The sequence below is a fragment of the Flavobacterium tistrianum genome (genome assembly GCF_003254545.1).
GTDB classification, from domain to species: Bacteria; Bacteroidota; Bacteroidia; order Flavobacteriales; family Flavobacteriaceae; genus Flavobacterium; species Flavobacterium tistrianum.
The window spans coordinates 19,729-40,877 of the sequence record NZ_QJRH01000059.1 but is presented as its reverse complement, the minus strand read 5'-3'; the positions used below and the strand labels follow the sequence as shown (position 1 = coordinate 40,877).

The following is a 21,149-nucleotide window of genomic DNA, read 5'->3' as shown; positions in this document are numbered from 1 at the left end:
GTTAGATTATGCTCATGAAATAAAGGTCTATTTTAGAATAGGCCTTTATTATTTGTCTCGACTCCAGATATTCTTGGTAATAAATATAAAACTACTAGTGCGGTACTTTTTATATAATTTGCTCTGCTGTGTTGTAAGATTTTCATTTAAATGCTTTAATAAGCTACCAACTTATTTTGATATGCGCTTCACCCGCAATTTGATATTTTAGAGCACCAGTATTTTTTATTGGTTTTAAAACTTCGTCATCTTGAAGAATCTGTAATGGCTTTTTATGATCATTAGCAATGATAAATAAATGGCAAAACATTTTTTTATTTCCATTTAATTTTATGAAAGCACTTTTTCCTCTTTTGGTAAAACTGATAACAGGATAATCGATAAAAACAGTCAAACCAGATTCAATTTTAAAATATTGTCTTGGCACAATGGCAAAAGCAGAGCCAACACCATAGATTTCCTGTCCCACTTGTCCGCTTTTTTCCCATCCAACATAAAGATCTTCGAGAGGAGCATACAAATCAGATTGTATTTCTCCTGTTTTCACGTCTTCAGAAATCATTTCTTTAGGAAGGAAAGAAGGATAATAATAGGCAATCCTGTTGATGGCATATTTGACAAACTCTGGAAGTAGAATTCGAAGTCCAGACAAAATATCGACATCTTTGGCCTGAAGCATATATTCTGTTAATACCGTATAAACTTCCATTTCTTCGTATGCTGCAGTGTAAGGCGCATCATTTAGAGGAAAAATAGAAAAAAAGTTATTGTAGTTTTTTCCAAAAGCATATTGGCAATCCCAAAGCTGAACGTTTTTGAATAATCCGGAAAGGCACATATAACTTGTTTCCAAGTAAATCTTCTTGCGCGTAATTTTATAAAGCTTTAGTAAGGCATTTGCAGAAAAGCCTGTATTATTGGCCTGATAAAAAATATCAAATCCACATTGTGTAAGTTGTTTTGCTGCTTTTTCTGCTTCACTCAAAAAGCGTTTTTCTTTTGTAAGATCATACATTAAAAGCATTAAGTGTGCATAAGCGCCTGGAACGTCTTTTTCGCCGCCTTTGCCTGGTTCGGTTTCTTCTTTAATAACTTCAAAGGTTTCAATGTTATAAAAAACAGGCCACTCATATTGAAAGTGGTGTGCTGCTTTTATTACAAAATCGATAGAATCTAAAACTAATTTTTCGGCATTTTTGTCTCCAAAAATAGCAAGTCTAGCTAGATTGATAAGCGGATGATGTAGATACCACGAATCCATTGTCGTGTCTTTTTTCTGTTCTTCAGATTGGTCTAGCTTGTCATGCAGTTCAGGAAGCCAACGTGTAATGCTTTTTATTTTCGGATCATAAAAATGAAACAAGCCAGTTCTTAAATCTTCAGATAAACGATACGTTTCAGAATTCCATCTTTCGTATTCTTTAAGCGGAGCCAAAACGGCAAGCTGAACCATACTTTCTGCAGGTGTCTCGTAATCGCAGAGATATGCATTTAGATACGGAATTCCGTTGGTTTGTGTCCAGCAGCCTTTATTATATTCAAGATGAGCTAATGTTTTTTGAGCAATTTCAATCCAGTCGTGATATTCGGTTTCGGGACGTGGAATAAGTTTGTAAATGCTGGCAAGACTTTCCAGATAATCCATGCATAATTTAGAAGGATCATCTTTTGTTTCATCGCCCAGTAAAATATAAGCATCAGAAATGATAAAAGCTTTTCCTGACGGAAGAGGTTCTTCGATACTTACAGGTAACTGAAAACCAATTTCAGGCCAATTTCCACTTACGGCATCATTTAGCGAAGTTTTTGTAGCTTCACAATAATCAGATAAGGCAGTAAGATTTTGGAAGTAAAATAAAGTGCTTTTTTTAGGTTTTTTGATACTTGCAAATAAAACGCCAGATCTTGTGCCTATTTGTTTGACATGAATTTTTCCTGAAGTGTTTTCGATATTTCCATTTTGTGTTAAAGGCAAAATATCGCGTGGCCAAAACGGAATCAGAATAGGAAAATTGGCTTTAAAATTAGTTTGGTAATGTAGTAAGTGAGAATCGTTTTCAGGAAAATTAATTACTATTTCGTAACTGCCTAATTCTGTTTTTAGTTTTACAGTAATCTCTTTTTCAGATTCTGAGACGGTATTAATTTCAAAAAAGCTGTTTAAAGCATAAGCTGCACGAAAAGCAATTCTTTCTTTTTTTGTACCGATAGCCACAATCCAAAAAGAATCTCTACAGCTATAAAGCTCAAATGTATAGCTCGATTTTTCTATGATAAATATGGGTAGGCTGCTGTCAATATCGGTTTGTGCATTTGCTGTCCAAGGCGAAATAGTATTCATATTGAATCTTTATTTAATTAATAGCGATGTTTTGGTTTTTTATTACAGAAAAAATAAAACTATCCACCAGTTTCCATGTGAGGAGCATCAACAGGTTTGGACTGTGATGAACCAATCTGACGGAGATAAATTGATAACATTATAATAGCAAAAACAGAAAGGAACTCGCTCTGCCAATTCTGAAAAGATTCAAACCAAAATCTAGAATTTGATAAGTACGAAGAAACAGTTTCTAACGGCTCTCCCTTTCTTAAAAGTTGTTCGTTTTCGTCTTTAAGGCTTCCATAAAAATGAATGATAAATGATATTGCAAATAGAAGCAGAAGTACAATTGTGAGGGAGTGTTTGTATATTTTTAAAACAAATCCTCCTTTTTTTACGGGCCAAGGTGCATCCTTTTTTGTGGGATCTGGCTCACGATCCACTTCCTCAGGTTCATCAATTTTTTTGGACTCCGATGAGCCTTTTTGTTTTAAGAAGATGGTTAAAACTACAAATAAAGCCATCTGTAAAAATTCACTCTCCCAGTTTTCGAAAGTTGACTGAAAAAAATGGCCAGATGTAAGATAAGATGCTAAAGTTATAGCAGTTGCTTCTTCATCAATTAATTCTTTGTTATGTTCTTCAAAACCTAATGCAACCTGACCAGCTAAAGATCCGATAAACAGTACTAGGAAGCAGATGCATAATCCATTGTTTCTAAAAAAAGCTTTCATTTTTCATCTTTTGTTTATATCAAAATTCAAAAAAATAGTAGACAAAATTTTATAACATTTTTAATCCCTTTTATAGTTTTTATATTGAAAACTAATGGTTTATTGGTTTTAAAAATAAAAAACGCCTCTAGAAGGAGACGTTTTTCAAAAAAAAAATAAATATAAGAAACAGTAGCGTTTTTATTTATGATGAGTTTCCAGATAGACTTTAAGATTAGAAATATCATCTTTAACCAACTTTTCAAAATATGGATTTAAAAATTTAGCTGCGCTCTCGCCGGCGATTCCAAGCGGAGCATGATAGGAAATAGTAACATCCAATTCTGTTGCTTTTCCTTTTGGTTTAAAAATAATTTTTCCAGCATTTTTGATAGAAGAACCTTCGATAGAATTCCAGCTTAAAAGCTTCTCTTTTTCATCTCTGATAATTTCGGCATTCCACGATATTTTTCCAATTCCGCCTGGACCTTTTGCCGTCCATTCAGAAATAGTAGAACTTGTAACTCTTACAGAATCCAGATGATTCATGAATTTTGGCAGATTTTCTAGATTTCTCCAAAAGGCATACACTTCGCTTACGGGTTTATCGATCACACTGTTTACTCTGATGTTCACATTTGAAGCTTTATCGTGCATTAAATGGCCAGCAGCGTCATATATTGGACAGTATCCTGAAATTCCGCGTAATAGCATTGCACCTCCAGCTCCGGCTTGTGTAACGCTTTTGTTTTTTTTAGATAGAGCATTGTACAAAAGATATGCGCCACTTGTGACCATTAAAACTCTCTCTAGTTTTGAGATATTATTTTTTAATAATGGTTTTGAAGACTGATTTTGTTTTGATAATACTGTATTCATAACTATTTGTTTTTAAAAGATGTAATTAGTTAGACATGTTGAGTTGAATAACATTTTAGCTTGAGTAACAAATTTCGGCAGTCCTTTAAAATATTTTTTACAAGATTAAAAACTTGATTTATACATTTTACATTAGCAATACATTCAAGTGTCCTGATTCTTATAAAGGGTTTCTGAAATTATGTAAATTCATTGATACGCAGTCATTTAATTTTGGAGTGATAAAATTTAAAAGACTTGAATTATGAACACATTTGAGAAAACAATTGGTATGTTGCTTTTAGTGACAGCTTTTACTTTTTCATGCAAAAAGAATGACAATAACAATGTCTATCCAAATGACAACCAAACCGATACCACGAGCATGTCAGTTGATACAGTTGGTCCTGCGATAGATTCATCGGCAACTTTAAATTCTGATCAAAATGGCCAGAATGGTACAACGGGCGCAACGGGAGAAGGATCTACAGGTTCTGGAACAGCGGGTTCAACTCAGAAAGGGAATCAGAATGTTAAAACCGATTCTATTAAAAAGTAATGGTATCATTGCAAAAGAAAAGCTCTTAACACTTTTAAGAGCTTTTTTTTATTAATTTACATAATGTTATAATCGAGCTTTTTATTTAAAATTGAGGAATGCTGAATAAAGAAGAAAAAAAAGAACAGAAAGCAGTATTTATGCTTCCTTGGGTTACGGCAATTGCTATGTTTATGCAATCACTAGACGGTACGATTTTGAATACTTCGCTGCCTTCAATAGCCAAAAATATGGGATATTCAGCCACCGAAATGGATTCGGTTATTGTTACCTACACGCTCACATTGGCAATGTTTATTCCGCTTTCTGGCTGGCTGGCAGATAAATTTGGTACCAGAACCATGTTTATGATTGCCGTGTTTTTGTTTATTGTAGGATCTTTGTTTTGCGCCATTTCGGTTGATTTAAACACGCTTAATTTGGCTCGTGTTTTACAAGCAATTGGTGCGTCGATGATGGTTCCTGTTGCCCGATTGGCCATTTTGTATCAATACCCCAAAAACGAACTCCTGAAAACCATGAATTTTATAACCTTATTCGGATTGTTAGGAATGGTGGCGGGGCCAAGTTTAGGAGGTTTTCTATCTGATAATTTCAGCTGGCATTGGATTTTTCTAATCAATATTCCCATTGGTCTCATCGGAATTTCGATGGCGTATCGCATTATGCCTAATTTTAAGCACGCTGTAGGAAGGTTTGATTTTAGAGGGTTGGTGTATTTCAGTTTGGCACTGATTTCTATTACTTTGGTTTTAGAACTTATAGGAAGCGGAAGAACTCACATGATTGTAATTTTATGTTTATTGTTTCTATCAGGACTTCTTTCTCTCTTTTATTACATTCACTACAAAAGAACAGAAAAGCCAATAATTGACTTGCATCTTTTAAACATTAGAACTTTAAAAATAGGACTAATGGGAAGTTTAATTACAAGACTAGGAATTGGTGGTTTGCCACTGCTGTTACCACTTATGCTGCAAACTAGCTTTGGTTATTCGGCTTCTGTATCGGGATTATTGCTGTTGCCTTCTGCTTTGTCTAATGTTGCGGTGAAGCCTTTCATGGTTAACATTATAAAGTCTTTTGGCTACAGAACTGTATTGATAAGTAATACCATTTTACTAGGAATTGTTTTGATTATTCTCGGATTTGTAACGAAAGAAACTCCAATTGGCTATTATATTTTACTGATGATATTCTACGGAATTTTTACTTCTGTACAAATGTCTGCCATGAATACCATCACACTTTCAGATTTGGATCAAGACACTGCTAGCGGCGGAAATACCATGCTAGTTATCATGCAGCAGCTTTCGGTAAGTTTCGGAGTTTCGGTTGCCAGTTTAGTACTTTCTTTATTTCAAGATGGCATTTTTAATTTAGATGCTTCAAAAGCATTTCAATATACTTTTATTGCATTGGCTGTCTTTACTATTTTTTCAAGTTTCACTTTTTCTAAATTGAGTAAAACAGATGGAGAAGGGTATATGTAATACTCTGTATATGGGTATTTTATAAGTTTAAAGAGTAATCGTAAAATTAGGTTAATGGTTTCTTGAGTATTTTGTAATTTGTTATGTATTAGATGTTTATTGTCGAATTAAAAAATATAATTATGAAATTGCCAAAAGAAATTATAAACGGATTTTTGATATTTGCTGGAATTGCCTTGTTCTTTCTTCTGATGGAACTTTTAAATCTTTCCAATCTATTTTACTTACGACTTCTGAATGTTTTATTTATTCTCTGGGGCGTAAACAGAACCTTGAAAATGAATCTGGCCGAAGGAAAAAACGAATTTGTTCCAAATGCCATTTCGGCAATGGTTACTTCGTTTACAGCTGTAGTAATAAGCATTGTTGCGCTTCTAATTTACAGTTATGCCAAAGGCGGAAACCAGTATGTAAAATCATTGTCTGAAGCTTTTATGTTTGGTGGCGAACCTTCTGTAACTTCGTATTGCCTTTCTTTATTTTTTGAAGGAACAGCTTCCTGCATTATTGTGACGCTTTTATTAATGCTGTATTGGAATAATAAATATGCAGCCGATTAATAAAAATAAATCCTGAAAAGAATTTTATAAAGTCTTTTCAGGATTTATTTTTTTGAACTTTCTGATGTTGTAAGCAATTAATAATCATCTTCTTTGTCTTCATCAGGTTTTGTTTCGTCTAAAGTTCTTCTGTTTGCATCATTATCAAAATCATCATCTTCATTGTTGTCACTTTTAAGATCCTCATCTAAATCTTGTGCGATAGGAGCATTTTTTTGAAAAAAAGGATCGGAAGTGTCGTTTTCATTTTCTTCTCTTTCCTGAAATTCAGGTGTGTGTTTGTGTCGCTGTGATTCGTTCTCATGCTGATTGATGGCAGGATCTTTTTTCTCCATAGTTTCAGAATTAATAGAATCGCTTGCCGAATGATCTGCCGCGTGATAACTAAGATCTTCCTGATCGTAGTCATCATAGTTTTCTCTTGACATACTTTTTAGTTTAATGTTAAACAATACGATTTATTTCAAATTTTAGTAAGTTTTGAAGGATCAGTTGCTTCTTCAACGGTTTTTCCTTCAGGATTACTTTTTTTCGTTTTATCAGAAGCTTTGTTTTCTTCTGTATTTTCTTCGTCATAATCATTTAAGCGTCCAGCTTCACCAGTGCTGCCACCAGGTTGCATACTTCCTGAGCCACTATAGGAACTGTTCGCATTTTGATTCACACATTCATTCTCGTTTAGTTCTAATTTATCCTTCTTATTTTCCATGATTTTCCTTATTTATAATTTCTTTCTAAAATTAACTAACCTGACTATGTGAGTCTTATATTATTACGTTAAGGTTTTATATAATAGTTATAGAAATGAAATCTCAATTTTGAATTTGTTCTCTAAATGTCTTTTTATGGAAAGAATGGAAGATTTTTAATTTTTTCTAAGATTTGTTTTATCTAATCCTTTTGAATTTCAGATTATCAGTTTTAGTAGCAATAGTTAAATGAGCTTTATGTAAGGTATATTTTCCTTTTAAATAATCTTTCTTATTATTGTCACCTGATTTTAAAACTAAAGAGTCTTTTGTAAACGAATATTCTCCATTTACAATACTTTTTGACTTGTCAGTTTTGTTAATTTGAAAACTATTCAGATCTTCAAAATGTAATCTTTCTTTTGTTTGAAGATTTTCCCAAGTTCCGTAAAAATCATCCTGTGACATGTATTTTTTCTTCAAAACACTGAACATAATAAAGAAACCAATAAATACAGCGGGAATATAAATGAATTTTATTATACTAATCTTGTTTATCCATTTAGGTCTGTCACTATTTTGGAACAATGGCGGTTCTTCTAAAAAATATTTAAGAAAAACTTTGTAATCGGAGAAAAATACAAACAATGCCATTAGAGTTAATGTTATGGCAATTTCTTTTGCATTAATATCATAAGCGTAATCTGTTAGAAGAATATTGATCATAAAACTTAGGAAAAGAATGATTCCAATTCTGGTAGTTTTTCTAAAAAAGAGTAGGAGTGAGCTTATAATCTGTGTAACGGCAATAACAATGGGGTACCAATAGCAGTAACCATAATAATACCAAGTAAGACGGAAACCATCTAGCGAGCCAATTGGCATATCGTATACGCTTGGCTGTGAGACAAATTGGGTTTTTAATATTTTGCCATAAGCATATAAAATTATAATTGTAGCTAGAAAATATCGACAGAATGTGTGTAAGTAAAGATGGATTTTTTGCCAGTTCATGTTTTTTGGGATTTTTTTGTTTTACATAAATTTCGAACTTGGTAAAAGTAGATTAACCCAAAATTGTAGAATTGTACAAATGGAAACTGTTTAGACAAACAGCCAAATATTTTCTTTTTCTGTATCTATGTTTTTGAAAAATATTTGGGGATTCCTATTGGTTAACTCTTTAAAATTGCGAATAAAATGAGATTGGTCGTAAAAATCATATTGAGATAATTCAGAAAAATTCTTGCTTTCTTTCTGTTTAAGAATTGAATTTCTAAAGCGGTGTATTTTTCGATATTCTGAAGGCGATTTGCCAATGCGTTTTGTGAATATTTTATTCAAATATTGTCTGCTTATTTGGTGTTTTTGTGCAATTTCTTCAATCTTTTCATCAGTTTCAATGGCTTCAAGTATTTTTTCAATTAAAGAAAATTTTTTGATTTGTAATTTAGAAAGTAGATAATCTTCAAGTTCTTGGCTTTGTTTGTCTTTTGCTAGACTGAAAATTTCAATCATTTTATCATTAAAGTCAGGCATAAAAGTAAAATCTAAAATAGTGCCTTCCGAAAAAATATTTTTTGAATCGGATAAAAACTGACTTATTCCTAATGGCTTAAAGTAAATAGTAACTTCATTTATAAGCTCTTTGTAATGAATTTTCATTGGCTTGGTATAACGAGAAACTACACATGTCATTATATTTTTTATTGGCGATGACTTTATAATAACTTCGTTGTTTTGTACTTCAACGTCTAAATCTTCATTTGTGGTTAAAATGCAGAAATTATTAGGGAAAGTGAGATATTGTACAGATCCTGAATTTTTATCTTTTGAAATAAAGTAATATCCCTCAATATATTTTTTTAAAGTTTCATTTTTAGGCTGATAAAAATTCAGGTTCATTTGATTCTCTTTTGAGATAATTATTAAAATTTGGTTTTTTGAAAGGTATTGATAAAACTAAAATAATATTTAAAAGCTTGCGTAACTAACTTGGATGGTATAGTAAGTGGATTTAATTTTTCTTTGCATGTATTATTTTGCTTTGCGAATTGAATACGACTTCTATAGAATCTTTAAATTTTTTCTTTATAGTTAAACCATTTACCTCATCATTCAGTTTCAGTTTGTGTAGTTTAGAATCTATTTTCAAAAGAACTAATTCTATATCATTTGATTTTAAATACCCAAAATATTGTAATTGAGGCCAAGGCATATCAAATTTTGGTTTTGGAATCGCTGGTGATGGTTTTATCGCTTTTCTGACAGGGGCATGATAAGAAACGGAAGCAACAAATGCTGGCTTTTCAACAAACTGCTTATTTAAAAACGGATCACGGCCAATTTTCTTTAATTCAAAAGTGTCCTTATTGACTTTCTTTAAAGAAATGTCACTATTGTGCGCTTCAGGACTTAAATTGACATCGCTGTTTCCAAAATATCGGTTAATAGTTCTAAAGCCTACGGTTCCCCATAGGCCCAGAACTACGATAATTAGAATTATATTAATTTTCTTTTTAGCCATTCTTAATTTACTGTAATCTTAAATCCTGTACTATTGGTTCCTTTGTTTCCAGCAAGATCAACTGCTCTAACTCGCCAATAATAAGTTCCAGCATTGGCAAATGTATATTGGAGCGTTGTTGTATTACTGTTTAAAGGTTGGATAATGGAATTAAAATCTACATCACTAGCAATTTCTACCACATAAGATATAGGCGATTTTATAGTTCCAGTATCTGCAGCAATTGACCATGTCAAGTTTAAAGCTGTATTAACTGTCTGAGTTGAGTTGTCGGCTGGAAGCGTATTCTTTGGCTGATTTGGAGCTGTTGTATCAATATTGAATTTTTTTGCACCATACTGTTTTGTCTCGCTTTCAGCATTTTTAGCTTTTATTCGCCATTCATAATTTCCATCAGGAAGTTGAGGTAAATCTAATGTTACAGAAGTATCAGTTAAATCAGCTTTAGAAAAAACTTCCTGCCCCGTTGCTGTATTTATTATTTTTGCACTATATGAAGTGGCTTTATCAAGCTGTTGCCAACTTAAAGTGATATTTGTAAAATTTAAATATTTGTCATTGTCTGGAGTCAGCAATATAACCTGCTGATTAGTTAGGTCGTCTGGAATATTTGTTGCAAAACTTGACGGGAAAGAATAGGTGGACTGATAAGCATAATTTTCAGCTCTTACACGCCAGATATAGCTTCCCGCTTCAAGAGGCAAAGTTAAATTTGTCTTTGTGGTAAGAGAGTCCAAGATAAGAACCTGATCTTTTTCGTAAATCTGTACGCGATACTTATCGGCACCTTTTAGGCTGTTCCATTTAAAGTTGACTACGTTGCTTTCAACAACAGCATCTTTTGTTGGTGAAATGATTTGTATAATATCGTTGCTAATATCTTCTTCTAGGATGTCTTCGCATGAAAATGCTAGAATTGATAAACCGATTAATATAATTTTATTTAGTGTTTTCATAGTTTTGAAAAATCATTTTTAAATGTAAAACTTCAGATTTATTATTTTTTTTAGTGGTGTAAAAATTTTGGCTGACCATTCTTGAATAATCGAATTTTTTTTCAAAATTATAAGCCAGTTCTAGCAATTGGTTTGCATTTCCGGTAACATCCAACTGATTGGTTATAATATGATAATCAGTTTCTGGATAATCATGAATAGGCTTCAAATCATTTATTGAAACTCCAGGTGCTGCTGATGCAAAACCGATTATTCCCTGCTGGACCATTTCTTTTGTAACGCCTTCTTTGCCAATTATTCTGTCCAAATATTCAACATCATTTTTAAGTGTTCCGTTGTTTTTTGCTTTTTTATTGATATCATCGGCTTTTTTTGAAAGCATCCGATACTCTGAAACGACCTCAAACAGCGTATGAAAGGATCGTTTGTATGCAGTTATCGATAGCATAAAGAAGACTATGATCAATGCATAAAATTTTTGTTTATAAGAATAGTTTTCAAACATTTTTAAGAATGATTTTTATTTCAAATACTGATTTGTTCTTTTTGTCTTTTTTTAAGCTGACAATTTCAAAACGCTGCAGCCAATCCATTTTTTTTAAATTTTCAAGCCAGGAATTAAATGATGATTCCTGATATGTTTCGCCTTTTATAATAATTGTACCGCTATCAAACAAAACCTTTTTATTCTCTTTATATTCTTCTTTTAAAGGGGCAATGTTTAATTCTGTCAATGAAATTGCACTTGGAATTGTCCGCATGATCTCGTAGCTGTAGAAAGAGAAAAATTTAGAAGACAAGACTCCAGATTCTTTTAAAAGATTGAGTTTCTTTTCTTTTTGGGCTTCCAAATCTAATATCAGCTGATAAGATTGATTCGAATAAACAGTCTGAAGGTTGAGTTCAGAATTTTTAGTGCCATAATACTGAATCAGAAAATAACTGATTAGCAAGCTCAAAAGAAAGCCTGCCAGCATTGCCACGCCAAGAAAATTAAAAGCTTTCTTATAGATTAATTCTTCATTGTTTAAACTGGAATTTATTGTTTTTGAAACTTCTTTTGGTTTAACAAAAAAATGAATAACCGAGCCGTATAATGGCAGAAAAACATTTGATATTGTTTCTTCGCCAATTTGATAATTAACGGCAACTGCAGTTTCATTCTGTTTTGAGAAACCAGAGATAATATCATTTTCAAATTCAAGCTTTAAATCGGCAGAATATAAGACATCTCTTTTCAAGGCATTATTTAATAATGCTCCGAGAAACGAACCAATATAAATATCAATAACCTGAAAGCCGCTTTTATGAAATTGAGACACACTTTCCTCTACAATATTTTTTCTGCAGAAACTTATAAAATTGGAGTTTGCTCCCTTTATATCGGTATAATAAATGGTATTAAAATCGATGTTTTTCTGCCAGCTTAAATCGGCTTCATTTTCAAAATTTATTTCTTTGTTCAAAACTCCTTTTCCTTCTATAACAAGTAGAATAGGCAGTTTTTTATCAGCAGTTTTGATTAAAGCGTCAAAAGTTTCGAAAGTCTGTTTTGAAACAATAGAAATTTTGTTTGCTTTCTTTTTTACAGTAAGCAGATTATAAACTTCGCAATCTTCTTTTTTGATTACTCCAACGACATTTAAGTCATTTATTTTTATGAATTTAGATAAAGTGGCGACCATTTTTAGTAAATAACGGTTGGTTTAATAAAAATGTGAAGTTTCGAATCGCTTTTTCCTTTCTTTCTGCTGCTAAAGAACCATTTAACAACCGGAATTCTTGAAAGCAGCGGCGTTCCCGTTCCAGAATTTTCTTTTTTCAATTCATCAAGACCACCAAGTAAAATCATCTCACTGTTTTTAACTCTTACTAAAGATTCAAATTTTTGTGTTGCTTTTCCTGGAGGTGCATCTTCTCCAACTCTGGCTAAGAAAGAGCTTTTCTCTACAGCAATTGTCAAAGTAACATTTTCATCTGTAGAAACATAAGGTTTTATAGAAACGCTAAGATTTGCATCTGTAGATTTCCAAGTTCCAGAATTTAAAATGTCGTTTCCAATATTGTTATTTATCAATCGGTTATTCTGTTCAAAATAATAGCTTGTTTCTCCAATAGATAATTTTGCTTCGTGTCCGCTGATAGTTGCAATTTTAGGTGTCGATTCAATCTTTAGAGCAGAATTGTTTTCAAGCAGTTTTAAATTCAAATAAAATGATTCGGTCACTTTTCCTAATTTAAAAAGCCCGAAACCATTAAAAGCATCTATTAGACTGTTTACGGATGAACCGTTTAATGTGACATCTGAATTTGGAAAAAGGACCCCGCTGGTCGAAACTTTATTTATTTTATCAAGGCCCGCTTTCATTCCAGTCTGAATATCATATGCCTTATTGTACTGGACAATAATGACTTCGATCTGAACCATCGGAACAACTTTGTCAATCTGTTTAATGTAAACTTTTAATTCTTCAAGTATAGATCTTGATCCAGAAACGATTAATCCGTTTAATTCTATGAATTCTTTTATTTCCAGTTTTTCTGAAAAAATCTTTGGAAGAGTGGGAAGCACAGATTCAATTGATCTGTTTTCCAGCTGGATCATTTCTGTGATTCTTAGGCCTTCTGTTGCTTCTTCTCCGATAAGATAGATGTCGCCTTGTTTTTTGAAAGTATATTTTTTTCCTTTGAAAATATGCGCCAATAAATCATCAAAAGTCAGATTATCTGCAGATAGCGTAGTTTTTTCGTTTTCTGGTTTATTATATAAAAAATAATTGATATGCAGTTTTTCTGCCGCTTCCGTCAATAAATCAGAGGCATCAGCTATGTAAGCACTGATCTGTAAAAAACCATTTTTGTTAATGTTTACTTCATAATATCCAGGAACGCCGAGACTCACTTTTGGCTGTTTCGCTTTTGTGGTTGTGGCTAAAGTAGAATTTTGAGCTGTGCTTTTTTGCAGGAAATAAATGCCGTTATCATCTTTTACAGCGCTTAAATCATTTGATTTTGCCATCATTTCGATAACCTGATCAAATGGACGGTTTAGCACATATGAAGAAACCCTCATGCTTTTTATATCTTGAGCTAGAATTAAATTCTTTCCAGATTTATCTATAATAGCTTTCGCAACAGCAGATAAGGTGTCGTTCTCCAGTTTTATTGATAGGAAATCGTTTTGCGGATTGTATGTGACGTCAATAACTTTTGGCTGTTTTTTCTCTACAACTGTAACTATTTTTCTTTTCTTAAAAACAATAATATTGCTCATAAAAGAAACATCGATGTCATATTTCTGGGCAAGATGAATAAAAACATCTTTTACCGTTACGTCAAAAAAGTTGTTTGCAACCGGCTGGTTCAGTTCTGTATCTACATCGACATTTAATTGATGTTCTTCTGCTATAGATGCAATAAAATCGTGAAGAGTAAGTCCCGAAACATCAATTTTAATGGTTTCATTTAGTCCCTTTTTTTGTACTGAAAATTCATCAAATTTTCTGCCCAGCTCGACAATATCCTGCTGAGCGAAAATTATGTTTGAAAAAAATAACGCAGCTAGTGCGAAAACTATCTGTTTAAGCATTTTTATATGTTTATTAATATTGAATAAATTTCTTCTAGAGATGTTTCTCCTGAGGCTAGAATCTCAAATGCTTTTTCAGGCAGTGATTTATAATTTTTATCATTGCTGTAAAGTTTTGTAATGGTATTGTTTTTAATAGCTTCAGCAATTGTATGATCTATATTTAGGATTTCATAAATTGCCGTTCTTCCTTTATATCCTGTATGAAAGCATTTGTTGCAGCCAACAGGTTTGTAATAAGACTCAATTTCATGCGGAAATTTGAAATTAAGGGGGAAATCTTTAGGATCGCTTACCGTTTCTTTTTTGCAGCTGTCACATAATTTTCGAACCAGTCTCTGCGCAACCGATAAATTTAAAGTTTCTGCAATTAAGTAAGACGGTACTCCCATATCGATCAATCTGGAAATAGTTCCTATGGCTGAGTTGGTATGTATGGTTGATAAAACCAAATGTCCTGTTAAAGATGCTCGAATTGCCATTAAAGCGGTTTCAGAATCACGAATTTCCCCAAGCATAATAACATCTGGATCTTGACGTAAAAACGATTTTAGGGCAGAGGCAAACGTTAAGCCAATATCTTCTTTAAGCTGTACCTGATTAATTCCTTTAAGCGTATATTCGATAGGATCTTCAACCGTTACGATATTTCTTCTGCTGTCATTTAATAATCTTAAAGTAGCATAAAGTGTTGTTGTTTTACCAGAACCAGTTGGACCGCTTATCAGGATGATTCCGTTTGGTTTTTTAACCGCTTCCAGATATTTTTCCAATTCTTCTTTCTGCAGGCCAAGTGTGTTCAAATCAATATTTGAAGCATCCTGACCTAGAAGACGCATTACTATTTTTTCTCCAAACAGTGTAGGCAAAATCGAAACCCTGATATCAAAAGAGTCATTGGTGATTCGCCCGTCCTGAGGAAGTCTTTTTTCGGTAATATTCAGTTTGGCTTTGATCTTGACCTTATTGACCAATTCCAAGTAATTTTCCTGCTCAATTTTGTAACGTTCAATTAATTGTCCATCAATCCTGAAACGAATTCGCGATGAGTTTTCATAAACTTCAAAATGAATATCACTGCATTTTAGAGATTTAGCTTCAGCTAATAAATTTTCTAGAAAATCGCCTTTATCAACACTCAAAGACTTGTTTGAAGTTAAAGCACGTTCTTTTCTATAATAAATTGATAAAGCTTTTTCTATTTCTACAGATTCTGCCGAATGGAAAACAATATTTTTTCCTAAAAACAGCTCGAGCTCCTCTTTTGCATCTTCTTTATTGCTAGAATGATCAACATAAACTTCTATGGTGTTTTCGTGAACTGATTTCGGAATAATACGATACTGATTAGCCAAATCATTAGATACAACATGCTGGATTTCTGGAAATATTTCGATATTTTGTATCATTAGAATAAGGTTAGTTTTTGAAAGGTTAAAAAATAATCTTTCATTAAAACAATGAATAAAAACAAAGCCGAAAATCCCGCCAGCGGAACTGTATTTTCCTTAATGATTCTTTTTAGTCCAAACTGCATTGCAATAGCAAAAACAAGAGATAAGATGAAAAACAAAATATAGTTTTTCAATAAAAACAACGGACTAATTGCAATATAAAACAGCAAATCTCCCAATCCGAAATAATGAAGGAAAGGGTTTAAGAACTTCTTAGATTTCAAACTCATGTATAGTGTAAGAAACCCTAAAGTAATTAGGAAAAAAGCAGTATTGTAAAATACTATTTCGGTAAGCTGGTAATTTTTTATCGGAATTAAAAAGAAAGAAATTGCGAAAATGGCAAGCGGTAAAACGACATGTATTTTACGAAATTTCCAATCCTGAATAAAAACCAATAGCAAACAGAGCAGTAGAATTATCGGAGCTAGTTTCAATTTATTCTTTTGTTACTTCAGTTAGTATTTTTTTGCTGTCGATTTCCCACGTATTAAAGCTGCCGTCGCCATCTAAGTCTGAAGTGGCAGTTGCTCTTGCTAAGAACGAATCGTTTGTTGCATCGATAATTTCGATTTTGTAAACAGCCTGTCCGCCTTCATCTACTGTTTTTTCTTGTTCAAAACCTATTTCTTCTAGGCTTCCAGAGTATTTGGAATGTCTGTAGAAGTAGCTTTTTTCTAGCCCATAAACCTGATTCAGCATGGCTTGAGCTTCAATAGCTTTTGCCTGCCCGATTACTGAAGTTTGGTTTGGCAAAACCATCAGTAATAATATACCAATGATGCATAATACAATTAGAATTTCCGTTAATGAATAGGCTTTAACGTATAATTTTTGATAAGATTTGTGGTATTTTTTAATGCGTTCTAACATTTTGTTTTTTATTAAGTTGTATTTATTGGGAGGGTTAAATTATATGCTGAATTTTTATGATGTTTATTTGTTTATAATTTTGCTTAAATCGAACATTGGAGCATACATTGAGACCATTATGACGCCTACAATGGCGCCGATTACTATAATAATCATAGGTTCAAGTATAAGACCAATCATTTTGGTCTGATGGCTTATTTCTTCATTATATTGTTCTGTAAGGCGTTCAAACATGGTTTCAAGCTGATTGACCTGTTCTGCAACTTCGACCATTGAAACCATTTTATTTTCAAACACATTATGCTTTTTTAAACTTTCGTTTAAAGAAGCTCCACGCGTAATATCTTCCTTAATTTGCTGGATTGCAATTTCGATAGGGTAGAAGCTAATCATTTTTCCCGTAAGGGTTAAAGAATTAATCAAAGTGGTTTTTGATGTAATCAATAAATTCATTGCTTGGCAAAAGCGCGAGATGTATATTTTACGGATTAAATTTCCAAAATAAGGAATCTTTAAAAGCATCGTAGTAGTCAACGCTCTGTAACTATCTTTGCTTTTCAATAAAAAATGCACTATTGCCAATCCGACAATAAAAGCAATTACAAATGAAAATATCGTTCCCGAATGATTTGATATTTTTAGGATGATTTGAGTGCTTTTTGGCAATTCGCTTCCAAATTGTTTAAATACAGAACTAAACATCGGGACTACTTTATTCAACATAAAATAAAGAACCAAAATAGTAACCAGCATTACAATTGTCGGGTAAGTCATAACCGAAACAATCTGTCTTTTCATTTGAATTTTTCGGTTAAAATACTTCTGCAATTCTCCTAAGACTTCTTCCAGTTTTCGGGTTTCTTCTCCAATTTGAATGCTATAATATTCGTAGGCAGAAAATTGCTCGGTTTCGCGCATCGATTCGTAGATGCTTTTTCCTTCAATTACTTTTTCTTTAATGCCAATTATGAGTTCTTTTTCAAATTTATTTTCCGATTGATTGCTTAAAATTTCTAAAGCTTTTTTAAAATCGACTCCAGATCGCAAAAGCATTCCCAGCTCTCTGTAGAAAATCTCTTTTTTCTTATCAGAAAGTTTTTTCGAAAGCTGAAAAGAACCGGTTTCAATTCTGAAATCTTTCTTTTCTGCTTTTGGCTCTTTATATGTAGATAAATCGAAACTCATTAGTTTTTAATCTTTTGTAATAATTCGTTTGGATATACTCTTTTGTAAAATCGTAGATCCAACTCTTTTTCGTTTGCTTCTATATTTAGTTTAATTTTTTGATAGACAAATTGCTGCGATTTGCTTTTTACCGTATCCAAAACCATTGTTTTCAATTTGATATGAAAAGTGTCTACAAACGTTTCGCTATTTCTTAAAATAACATCATCAAAGAATTGATAAGAAACTTTTTCGCCTGCATACCCGTTAAAATAAATTTCGTTTTCTGAAGCCGTCATTTTCTCTTTTTCAAAAATATCTTTGTTCAAACTATACGTTAATCGGTTCAAATCGTTTACCAATTGATTCTGATTTTTAAAATCCAGCATTCTTCCCGATACAATTGAAAAAATCACAAATAGAATGCCCATAATAATAGCCGTAACAGCCATGCCTACAATTGCCTCTATAATAGAAAAAGCAGGTGCGGAATAATATGTATTACGGGTTTTGAACATAAAAACTTTTTTCAAATTTAAATTGCGTGCTGTCTTTATACTGCACTGAGATTTTCTTCAGATTCTCGTTAACCGCTTCTTCTTCAATCAATAAATTTTCATTTTCGTCATTCGATATAGAATCATTTTTTATCTGCGATAAATAAAAAAGCTCATTAACTTTATTTTGTGTGCTATAAAATTTAGCCGAGGTCTTTGGCGTATAAACCGAAGCAAAAATCATAACAGCAAAATAGAGACATATCGAAATTATGGTTAATGCAATAACCGATTCCAGCAACGAATTTGCCCTTATTTTACAACACTTTTTTAATGACTCCATAATTGGTTGTTTTAGTGTTGAATAAAGGGACAGAAATATAATAATCTGGACGTTTTTCGGTATTAATTTCAATATTGCTAATCATATTTTCGTATGATGACGAGACTGTTTTTAGAAAAAAACGATTGGTGTAAACAGAACCAAAAACATTGCTTTTCAGCATTAGTTTGCCGCTGCAGTACAAATCGCCAAAAAGAAGCCCTTCTTCATCTATCTCTATCTTGTTTTTTTCAATCAAATCATCTGTGTTTCCAAATAGAACCACAGCTCCATTTATATGGCATCCTTTTTTTATTTTTATTTTTGACTCTTCACCGCTTTCATTATACACGCAAACAACGGACGGATAATTTAAAATTACTTTTTCTTCGAGTTTAATTCCTTTAGCGGCAAATGCCTGAACTGTTCCTTTAAATCCTTCCTCAAAAGTGATCTTTGGAGCTATTAAAATAACATCTTCCAAGACCGTATTTTTTTTCACTCTGATAGAATCTTCAGACCTCAATACAAAATTGCCTTTGAATATGATATTGCCTAAATTCGAGTTTACTAAAACCTCTTTAGTGTTATTGAAAAACGAATTATAATAAAGAGAATCTTTTGTTTTTTCTATTGCATTTAGTTTTACTCTTTCAGCTTTAATTCCTTGAAAAATCTTTTTAAAATCAGGATTTATTTCAGGCAATTGCGGTTCAGAAACTGTGTTTTTTCCTTCTGCTGTCAGCTTGTTTAAATCATTGTTAATGTATGAAGTCTCAATAAAAGTGCTTGGCAGCTGATTGTCTCCAATTAATTTAACCTTCCCAGAATAAAACAAAGATTTAGATAAATTGGTTAGATAGATCGCATTTTTATCCTTATTTCTCGCGCCCACAAAATGAGCTGATACAACGGTGTCATTAGAGATGTATGATTTTGCTAAAACAATGGACAAAAGGCCATACTGTTTTGTTTCGTAAGCTCCTTCTATTCCAGATTTTTCATCTTTTTCAATTTCTACCTGCTGCGTTCTATTTCCCAAGGCAAAGTTCAAAACAGACTGGTTCTGAATATACAATTCCTCCTGTAAATTGTAGTATAGGTTGAGCTGGCTGTACAGGTTTGAAAAGTACAGCAGTGCTCCGCAAATTATAGAAACAATTAAGCAGATGTAAATGGCATATAGCAGACTGTGAGCTTTAACCATTACTTAGGCGCTTTATCTTTCTTTTTGAAAATGTTTTTAAAGAAGCTTTCTATTTTTGAATCTTTCTTAGGTTCATTTTTAGCTTTTTCTTTTGCAGCTTTTCTGGCTTCTTTATCTGCTTCTCTTTTTGCTTTTTTATCAGCAGCAGCTATTTCGCTCTCTTTTTTAGCTTTTTCTTTTGCCTGTGCTTTTTCTTCTTTTGTTTTTGCTTTGTAAGACTTTAATTTTAAGGCGTCTGAAGTAGCCTCTTGTTCTTTTTGAGAATCTATCGCATTTTCGACTTTAATAGTTTCCTGTTTAATTCTGTATTGTTCAGATTTGCTGATAATCTCTTTCTTCTTAACAATAACGCCATTTTTGTAAGTAATAATTTCTTCACTTTCAGCATTTTTCCATTTTCCAGTTTTCAGATTTGAAGAGAATTTTCCATTTTCGACCAATTTTCCGCTTTCATCATATCTGAAATATTTGCCAGAACGCAAACCGCTGCTATAGTGTAGGGTAGTGGCTAAAACTCCGTTTTGGTGCCATGTTTTCCATTCGCCAACACGAAGTCCGTTTTTAAACTGACCTTGTTCTGCCAGCTGATTGCTGTGATACATTTTGATAAACTTATCATTTAGAAGTTCACCCGCAATGCCGCCTTGCGCTTCATGAATAAGTCCGCCTTTGAACCAGAAATACGTTTTTGAAGTTTTCGGATTGACTTTTTTATCTGTAGTGTAAAACTCGTATCTGAAATTTTTATCGGAGATTCTTTTAATCGTGTACGGATCTCCAAAAGAAACCAATACAAAAGAAAGAAGTATAAGAATATAACGTGGTATTGATTGTGTTTTCAAGGGGCTGGTTTTATTTTTTTATTTGGTCAATAGCTTTGTTTGTTATCTTGGAAATTTCATTATTGGCAGGATTAATTATCATTAAAACAGAAAAGTTCTTAATTACAATATTCTGTATCAGTTTTTTCATCCCAAACCTATCTTAAAAAACAAATGTATTTTTTCTTTTCTGTACTTTTTTACGGCTTTCCACATTTGCGAAAGTTTTTTCTTTTTTTTTATAGAATACAATTTAATTTTGTTTGTAATGTGTTTGTTTATAGGTTTTTATGTGTTTTGTAAAAGAGCTTTTATTTTGTGTTTTTATTTTTTTTCTAATTTTAAAGAATTAATTTGTAGGTTTGAGATGATAAAAATTGTGAAGAGCGAGGTAAGATAAACTTCCTTTTTTTGGCATTAGAAATGTTCTTTACATTATGACGAATTAAAGTTTTTAGAGAAGTGGTTTTAATTGCTTAAAAACAAGTGAAAATTGCCTCAAATTGCATTTTTGTAATTGTTTTTGGACTGCTGAAAGAATTGT

The 21,149-nt window shown here is 32.4% G+C and carries 23 protein-coding genes; 3 read left to right on the top strand and 20 right to left on the bottom strand.

Features of this window, described 5'->3' with window-relative positions:
• Window positions 1-163 precede the first annotated feature (163 nt).
• The 3 genes from DMB71_RS02855 to DMB71_RS02840 all read right to left on the bottom strand — a co-directional run bounded on the left by DMB71_RS02855 (window position 164) and on the right by DMB71_RS02840 (window position 3,915).
• Window positions 164-2,341, bottom strand: a complete 2,178-nt coding sequence (locus tag DMB71_RS02855; protein WP_111363511.1) for a hypothetical protein — start codon at window positions 2,339-2,341, stop codon at window positions 164-166.
• A gap of 59 nt (window positions 2,342-2,400) precedes the next feature.
• Entirely contained in the window at window positions 2,401-3,057 is a 657-nt protein-coding gene (locus tag DMB71_RS02850; protein ID WP_111363509.1) for a DUF6766 family protein, read from the bottom strand.
• 180 nt (window positions 3,058-3,237) lie between these two features.
• A complete protein-coding gene (locus DMB71_RS02840) occupies window positions 3,238-3,915 on the bottom strand; it encodes an SRPBCC family protein (RefSeq protein WP_111363505.1) in 678 nt (225 codons plus the stop codon).
• Window positions 3,916-4,159: 244 nt separating this feature from the next.
• Between DMB71_RS02840 and DMB71_RS02835 the strand changes: the two genes are divergently transcribed.
• The 3 genes from DMB71_RS02835 (at window position 4,160) to DMB71_RS02825 (ending at window position 6,506) form a co-directional block, all read left to right on the top strand.
• On the top strand, window positions 4,160-4,453 hold the full coding sequence (locus tag DMB71_RS02835; RefSeq protein ID WP_111363502.1) for a hypothetical protein: 294 nt from the start codon (window positions 4,160-4,162) through the stop codon (window positions 4,451-4,453).
• Between the two features lie 98 nt (window positions 4,454-4,551).
• Window positions 4,552-5,946 carry a DHA2 family efflux MFS transporter permease subunit gene (locus DMB71_RS02830; RefSeq protein ID WP_111363500.1) on the top strand — a complete coding sequence of 465 codons (1,395 nt, stop codon included), beginning with the start codon at window positions 4,552-4,554 and terminating at the stop codon, window positions 5,944-5,946.
• A 122-nt stretch (window positions 5,947-6,068) separates the two neighbouring features.
• Complete coding sequence (locus DMB71_RS02825; protein ID WP_111363613.1) at window positions 6,069-6,506, top strand: hypothetical protein; 438 nt, start codon at window positions 6,069-6,071, stop codon at window positions 6,504-6,506.
• Window positions 6,507-6,583: 77 nt separating this feature from the next.
• On the opposite strand, the gene DMB71_RS02820 is transcribed toward DMB71_RS02825, so the two are convergent.
• The 17 genes from DMB71_RS02820 to DMB71_RS02740 form a co-directional block, all read right to left on the bottom strand.
• Window positions 6,584-6,934 (bottom strand): hypothetical protein, encoded by a 351-nt coding sequence (locus tag DMB71_RS02820; protein ID WP_111363498.1) that lies wholly within the window; start codon window positions 6,932-6,934, stop codon window positions 6,584-6,586.
• Window positions 6,935-6,969: 35 nt separating this feature from the next.
• On the bottom strand, window positions 6,970-7,215 hold the full coding sequence (locus tag DMB71_RS02815; protein ID WP_111363496.1) for a hypothetical protein: 246 nt from the start codon (window positions 7,213-7,215) through the stop codon (window positions 6,970-6,972).
• Window positions 7,216-7,393: 178 nt separating this feature from the next.
• On the bottom strand, window positions 7,394-8,209 hold the full coding sequence (locus DMB71_RS02810) for a hypothetical protein (protein ID WP_162614769.1): 816 nt from the start codon (window positions 8,207-8,209) through the stop codon (window positions 7,394-7,396).
• A 90-nt stretch (window positions 8,210-8,299) separates the two neighbouring features.
• Window positions 8,300-9,100, bottom strand: coding sequence for a helix-turn-helix domain-containing protein (locus DMB71_RS02805; protein ID WP_111363491.1), 801 nt, complete (start codon window positions 9,098-9,100; stop codon window positions 8,300-8,302).
• Window positions 9,101-9,212: 112 nt separating this feature from the next.
• Window positions 9,213-9,722 carry a hypothetical protein gene (locus tag DMB71_RS02800; RefSeq protein ID WP_111363489.1) on the bottom strand — a complete coding sequence of 170 codons (510 nt, stop codon included), beginning with the start codon at window positions 9,720-9,722 and terminating at the stop codon, window positions 9,213-9,215.
• A gap of 2 nt (window positions 9,723-9,724) precedes the next feature.
• Window positions 9,725-10,678, bottom strand: a complete 954-nt coding sequence (locus tag DMB71_RS02795; RefSeq protein WP_111363487.1) for a hypothetical protein — start codon at window positions 10,676-10,678, stop codon at window positions 9,725-9,727.
• Complete coding sequence (locus DMB71_RS02790; RefSeq protein WP_111363485.1) at window positions 10,662-11,060, bottom strand: hypothetical protein; 399 nt, start codon at window positions 11,058-11,060, stop codon at window positions 10,662-10,664. The genes DMB71_RS02795 and DMB71_RS02790 overlap by 17 nt, the downstream gene beginning before the upstream one ends.
• Before the next feature lie 115 nt (window positions 11,061-11,175).
• Complete coding sequence (locus DMB71_RS02785) at window positions 11,176-12,363, bottom strand: PilN domain-containing protein (protein WP_111363483.1); 1,188 nt, start codon at window positions 12,361-12,363, stop codon at window positions 11,176-11,178.
• Window positions 12,364-12,365: 2 nt separating this feature from the next.
• Complete coding sequence (locus tag DMB71_RS02780; protein WP_111363481.1) at window positions 12,366-14,267, bottom strand: type II secretion system protein GspD; 1,902 nt, start codon at window positions 14,265-14,267, stop codon at window positions 12,366-12,368.
• Between the two features lie 2 nt (window positions 14,268-14,269).
• Window positions 14,270-15,676, bottom strand: a complete 1,407-nt coding sequence (locus DMB71_RS02775) for a GspE/PulE family protein (RefSeq protein WP_204251760.1) — start codon at window positions 15,674-15,676, stop codon at window positions 14,270-14,272.
• Window positions 15,676-16,158, bottom strand: coding sequence for a prepilin peptidase (locus DMB71_RS02770; protein ID WP_111363480.1), 483 nt, complete (start codon window positions 16,156-16,158; stop codon window positions 15,676-15,678). Before DMB71_RS02770 ends, DMB71_RS02775 begins: the two co-directional genes overlap by 1 nt.
• Window position 16,159: 1 nt before the next feature.
• A complete protein-coding gene (locus tag DMB71_RS02765; protein WP_204251759.1) occupies window positions 16,160-16,594 on the bottom strand; it encodes a type IV pilin protein in 435 nt (144 codons plus the stop codon).
• Window positions 16,595-16,657: 63 nt separating this feature from the next.
• Window positions 16,658-17,779: a type II secretion system F family protein gene (locus tag DMB71_RS02760; protein WP_111363478.1), complete on the bottom strand. Its 1,122-nt coding sequence runs from the start codon at window positions 17,777-17,779 to the stop codon at window positions 16,658-16,660.
• Complete coding sequence (locus DMB71_RS02755; RefSeq protein WP_111363476.1) at window positions 17,779-18,276, bottom strand: PulJ/GspJ family protein; 498 nt, start codon at window positions 18,274-18,276, stop codon at window positions 17,779-17,781. The genes DMB71_RS02760 and DMB71_RS02755 overlap by 1 nt, the downstream gene beginning before the upstream one ends.
• Window positions 18,260-18,598, bottom strand: a complete 339-nt coding sequence (locus DMB71_RS02750; RefSeq protein ID WP_111363474.1) for a hypothetical protein — start codon at window positions 18,596-18,598, stop codon at window positions 18,260-18,262. Before DMB71_RS02750 ends, DMB71_RS02755 begins: the two co-directional genes overlap by 17 nt.
• Entirely contained in the window at window positions 18,573-19,784 is a 1,212-nt protein-coding gene (locus DMB71_RS02745) for a hypothetical protein (protein ID WP_111363472.1), read from the bottom strand. Before DMB71_RS02745 ends, DMB71_RS02750 begins: the two co-directional genes overlap by 26 nt.
• Window positions 19,784-20,626 (bottom strand): toxin-antitoxin system YwqK family antitoxin, encoded by an 843-nt coding sequence (locus tag DMB71_RS02740; protein ID WP_162614768.1) that lies wholly within the window; start codon window positions 20,624-20,626, stop codon window positions 19,784-19,786. The genes DMB71_RS02745 and DMB71_RS02740 overlap by 1 nt, the downstream gene beginning before the upstream one ends.
• Window positions 20,627-21,149: the final 523 nt, after the last annotated feature.

Coding starts and splice junctions, on each gene's coding strand:
- DMB71_RS02780 (WP_111363481.1), bottom strand. CDS start 14,267: ATGCTTAAACAGATAGTTTTCGCACTAGCTGCGTTATTTTTTTCAAAC.
- DMB71_RS02855 (WP_111363511.1), bottom strand. CDS start 2,341: ATGAATACTATTTCGCCTTGGACAGCAAATGCACAAACCGATATTGAC.
- DMB71_RS02750 (WP_111363474.1), bottom strand. CDS start 18,598: ATGGAGTCATTAAAAAAGTGTTGTAAAATAAGGGCAAATTCGTTGCTG.
- DMB71_RS02755 (WP_111363476.1), bottom strand. CDS start 18,276: ATGTTCAAAACCCGTAATACATATTATTCCGCACCTGCTTTTTCTATT.
- DMB71_RS02825 (WP_111363613.1), top strand. CDS start 6,069: ATGAAATTGCCAAAAGAAATTATAAACGGATTTTTGATATTTGCTGGA.
- DMB71_RS02805 (WP_111363491.1), bottom strand. CDS start 9,100: ATGAACCTGAATTTTTATCAGCCTAAAAATGAAACTTTAAAAAAATAT.
- DMB71_RS02765 (WP_204251759.1), bottom strand. CDS start 16,594: ATGTTAGAACGCATTAAAAAATACCACAAATCTTATCAAAAATTATAC.
- DMB71_RS02760 (WP_111363478.1), bottom strand. CDS start 17,779: ATGAGTTTCGATTTATCTACATATAAAGAGCCAAAAGCAGAAAAGAAA.
- DMB71_RS02785 (WP_111363483.1), bottom strand. CDS start 12,363: ATGGTCGCCACTTTATCTAAATTCATAAAAATAAATGACTTAAATGTC.
- DMB71_RS02810 (WP_162614769.1), bottom strand. CDS start 8,209: ATGAACTGGCAAAAAATCCATCTTTACTTACACACATTCTGTCGATAT.
- DMB71_RS02745 (WP_111363472.1), bottom strand. CDS start 19,784: ATGGTTAAAGCTCACAGTCTGCTATATGCCATTTACATCTGCTTAATT.
- DMB71_RS02830 (WP_111363500.1), top strand. CDS start 4,552: ATGCTGAATAAAGAAGAAAAAAAAGAACAGAAAGCAGTATTTATGCTT.
- DMB71_RS02820 (WP_111363498.1), bottom strand. CDS start 6,934: ATGTCAAGAGAAAACTATGATGACTACGATCAGGAAGATCTTAGTTAT.
- DMB71_RS02790 (WP_111363485.1), bottom strand. CDS start 11,060: ATGCTTTCAAAAAAAGCCGATGATATCAATAAAAAAGCAAAAAACAAC.
- DMB71_RS02775 (WP_204251760.1), bottom strand. CDS start 15,676: ATGATACAAAATATCGAAATATTTCCAGAAATCCAGCATGTTGTATCT.
- DMB71_RS02815 (WP_111363496.1), bottom strand. CDS start 7,215: ATGGAAAATAAGAAGGATAAATTAGAACTAAACGAGAATGAATGTGTG.
- DMB71_RS02800 (WP_111363489.1), bottom strand. CDS start 9,722: ATGGCTAAAAAGAAAATTAATATAATTCTAATTATCGTAGTTCTGGGC.
- DMB71_RS02850 (WP_111363509.1), bottom strand. CDS start 3,057: ATGAAAGCTTTTTTTAGAAACAATGGATTATGCATCTGCTTCCTAGTA.
- DMB71_RS02840 (WP_111363505.1), bottom strand. CDS start 3,915: ATGAATACAGTATTATCAAAACAAAATCAGTCTTCAAAACCATTATTA.
- DMB71_RS02835 (WP_111363502.1), top strand. CDS start 4,160: ATGAACACATTTGAGAAAACAATTGGTATGTTGCTTTTAGTGACAGCT.
- DMB71_RS02795 (WP_111363487.1), bottom strand. CDS start 10,678: ATGAAAACACTAAATAAAATTATATTAATCGGTTTATCAATTCTAGCA.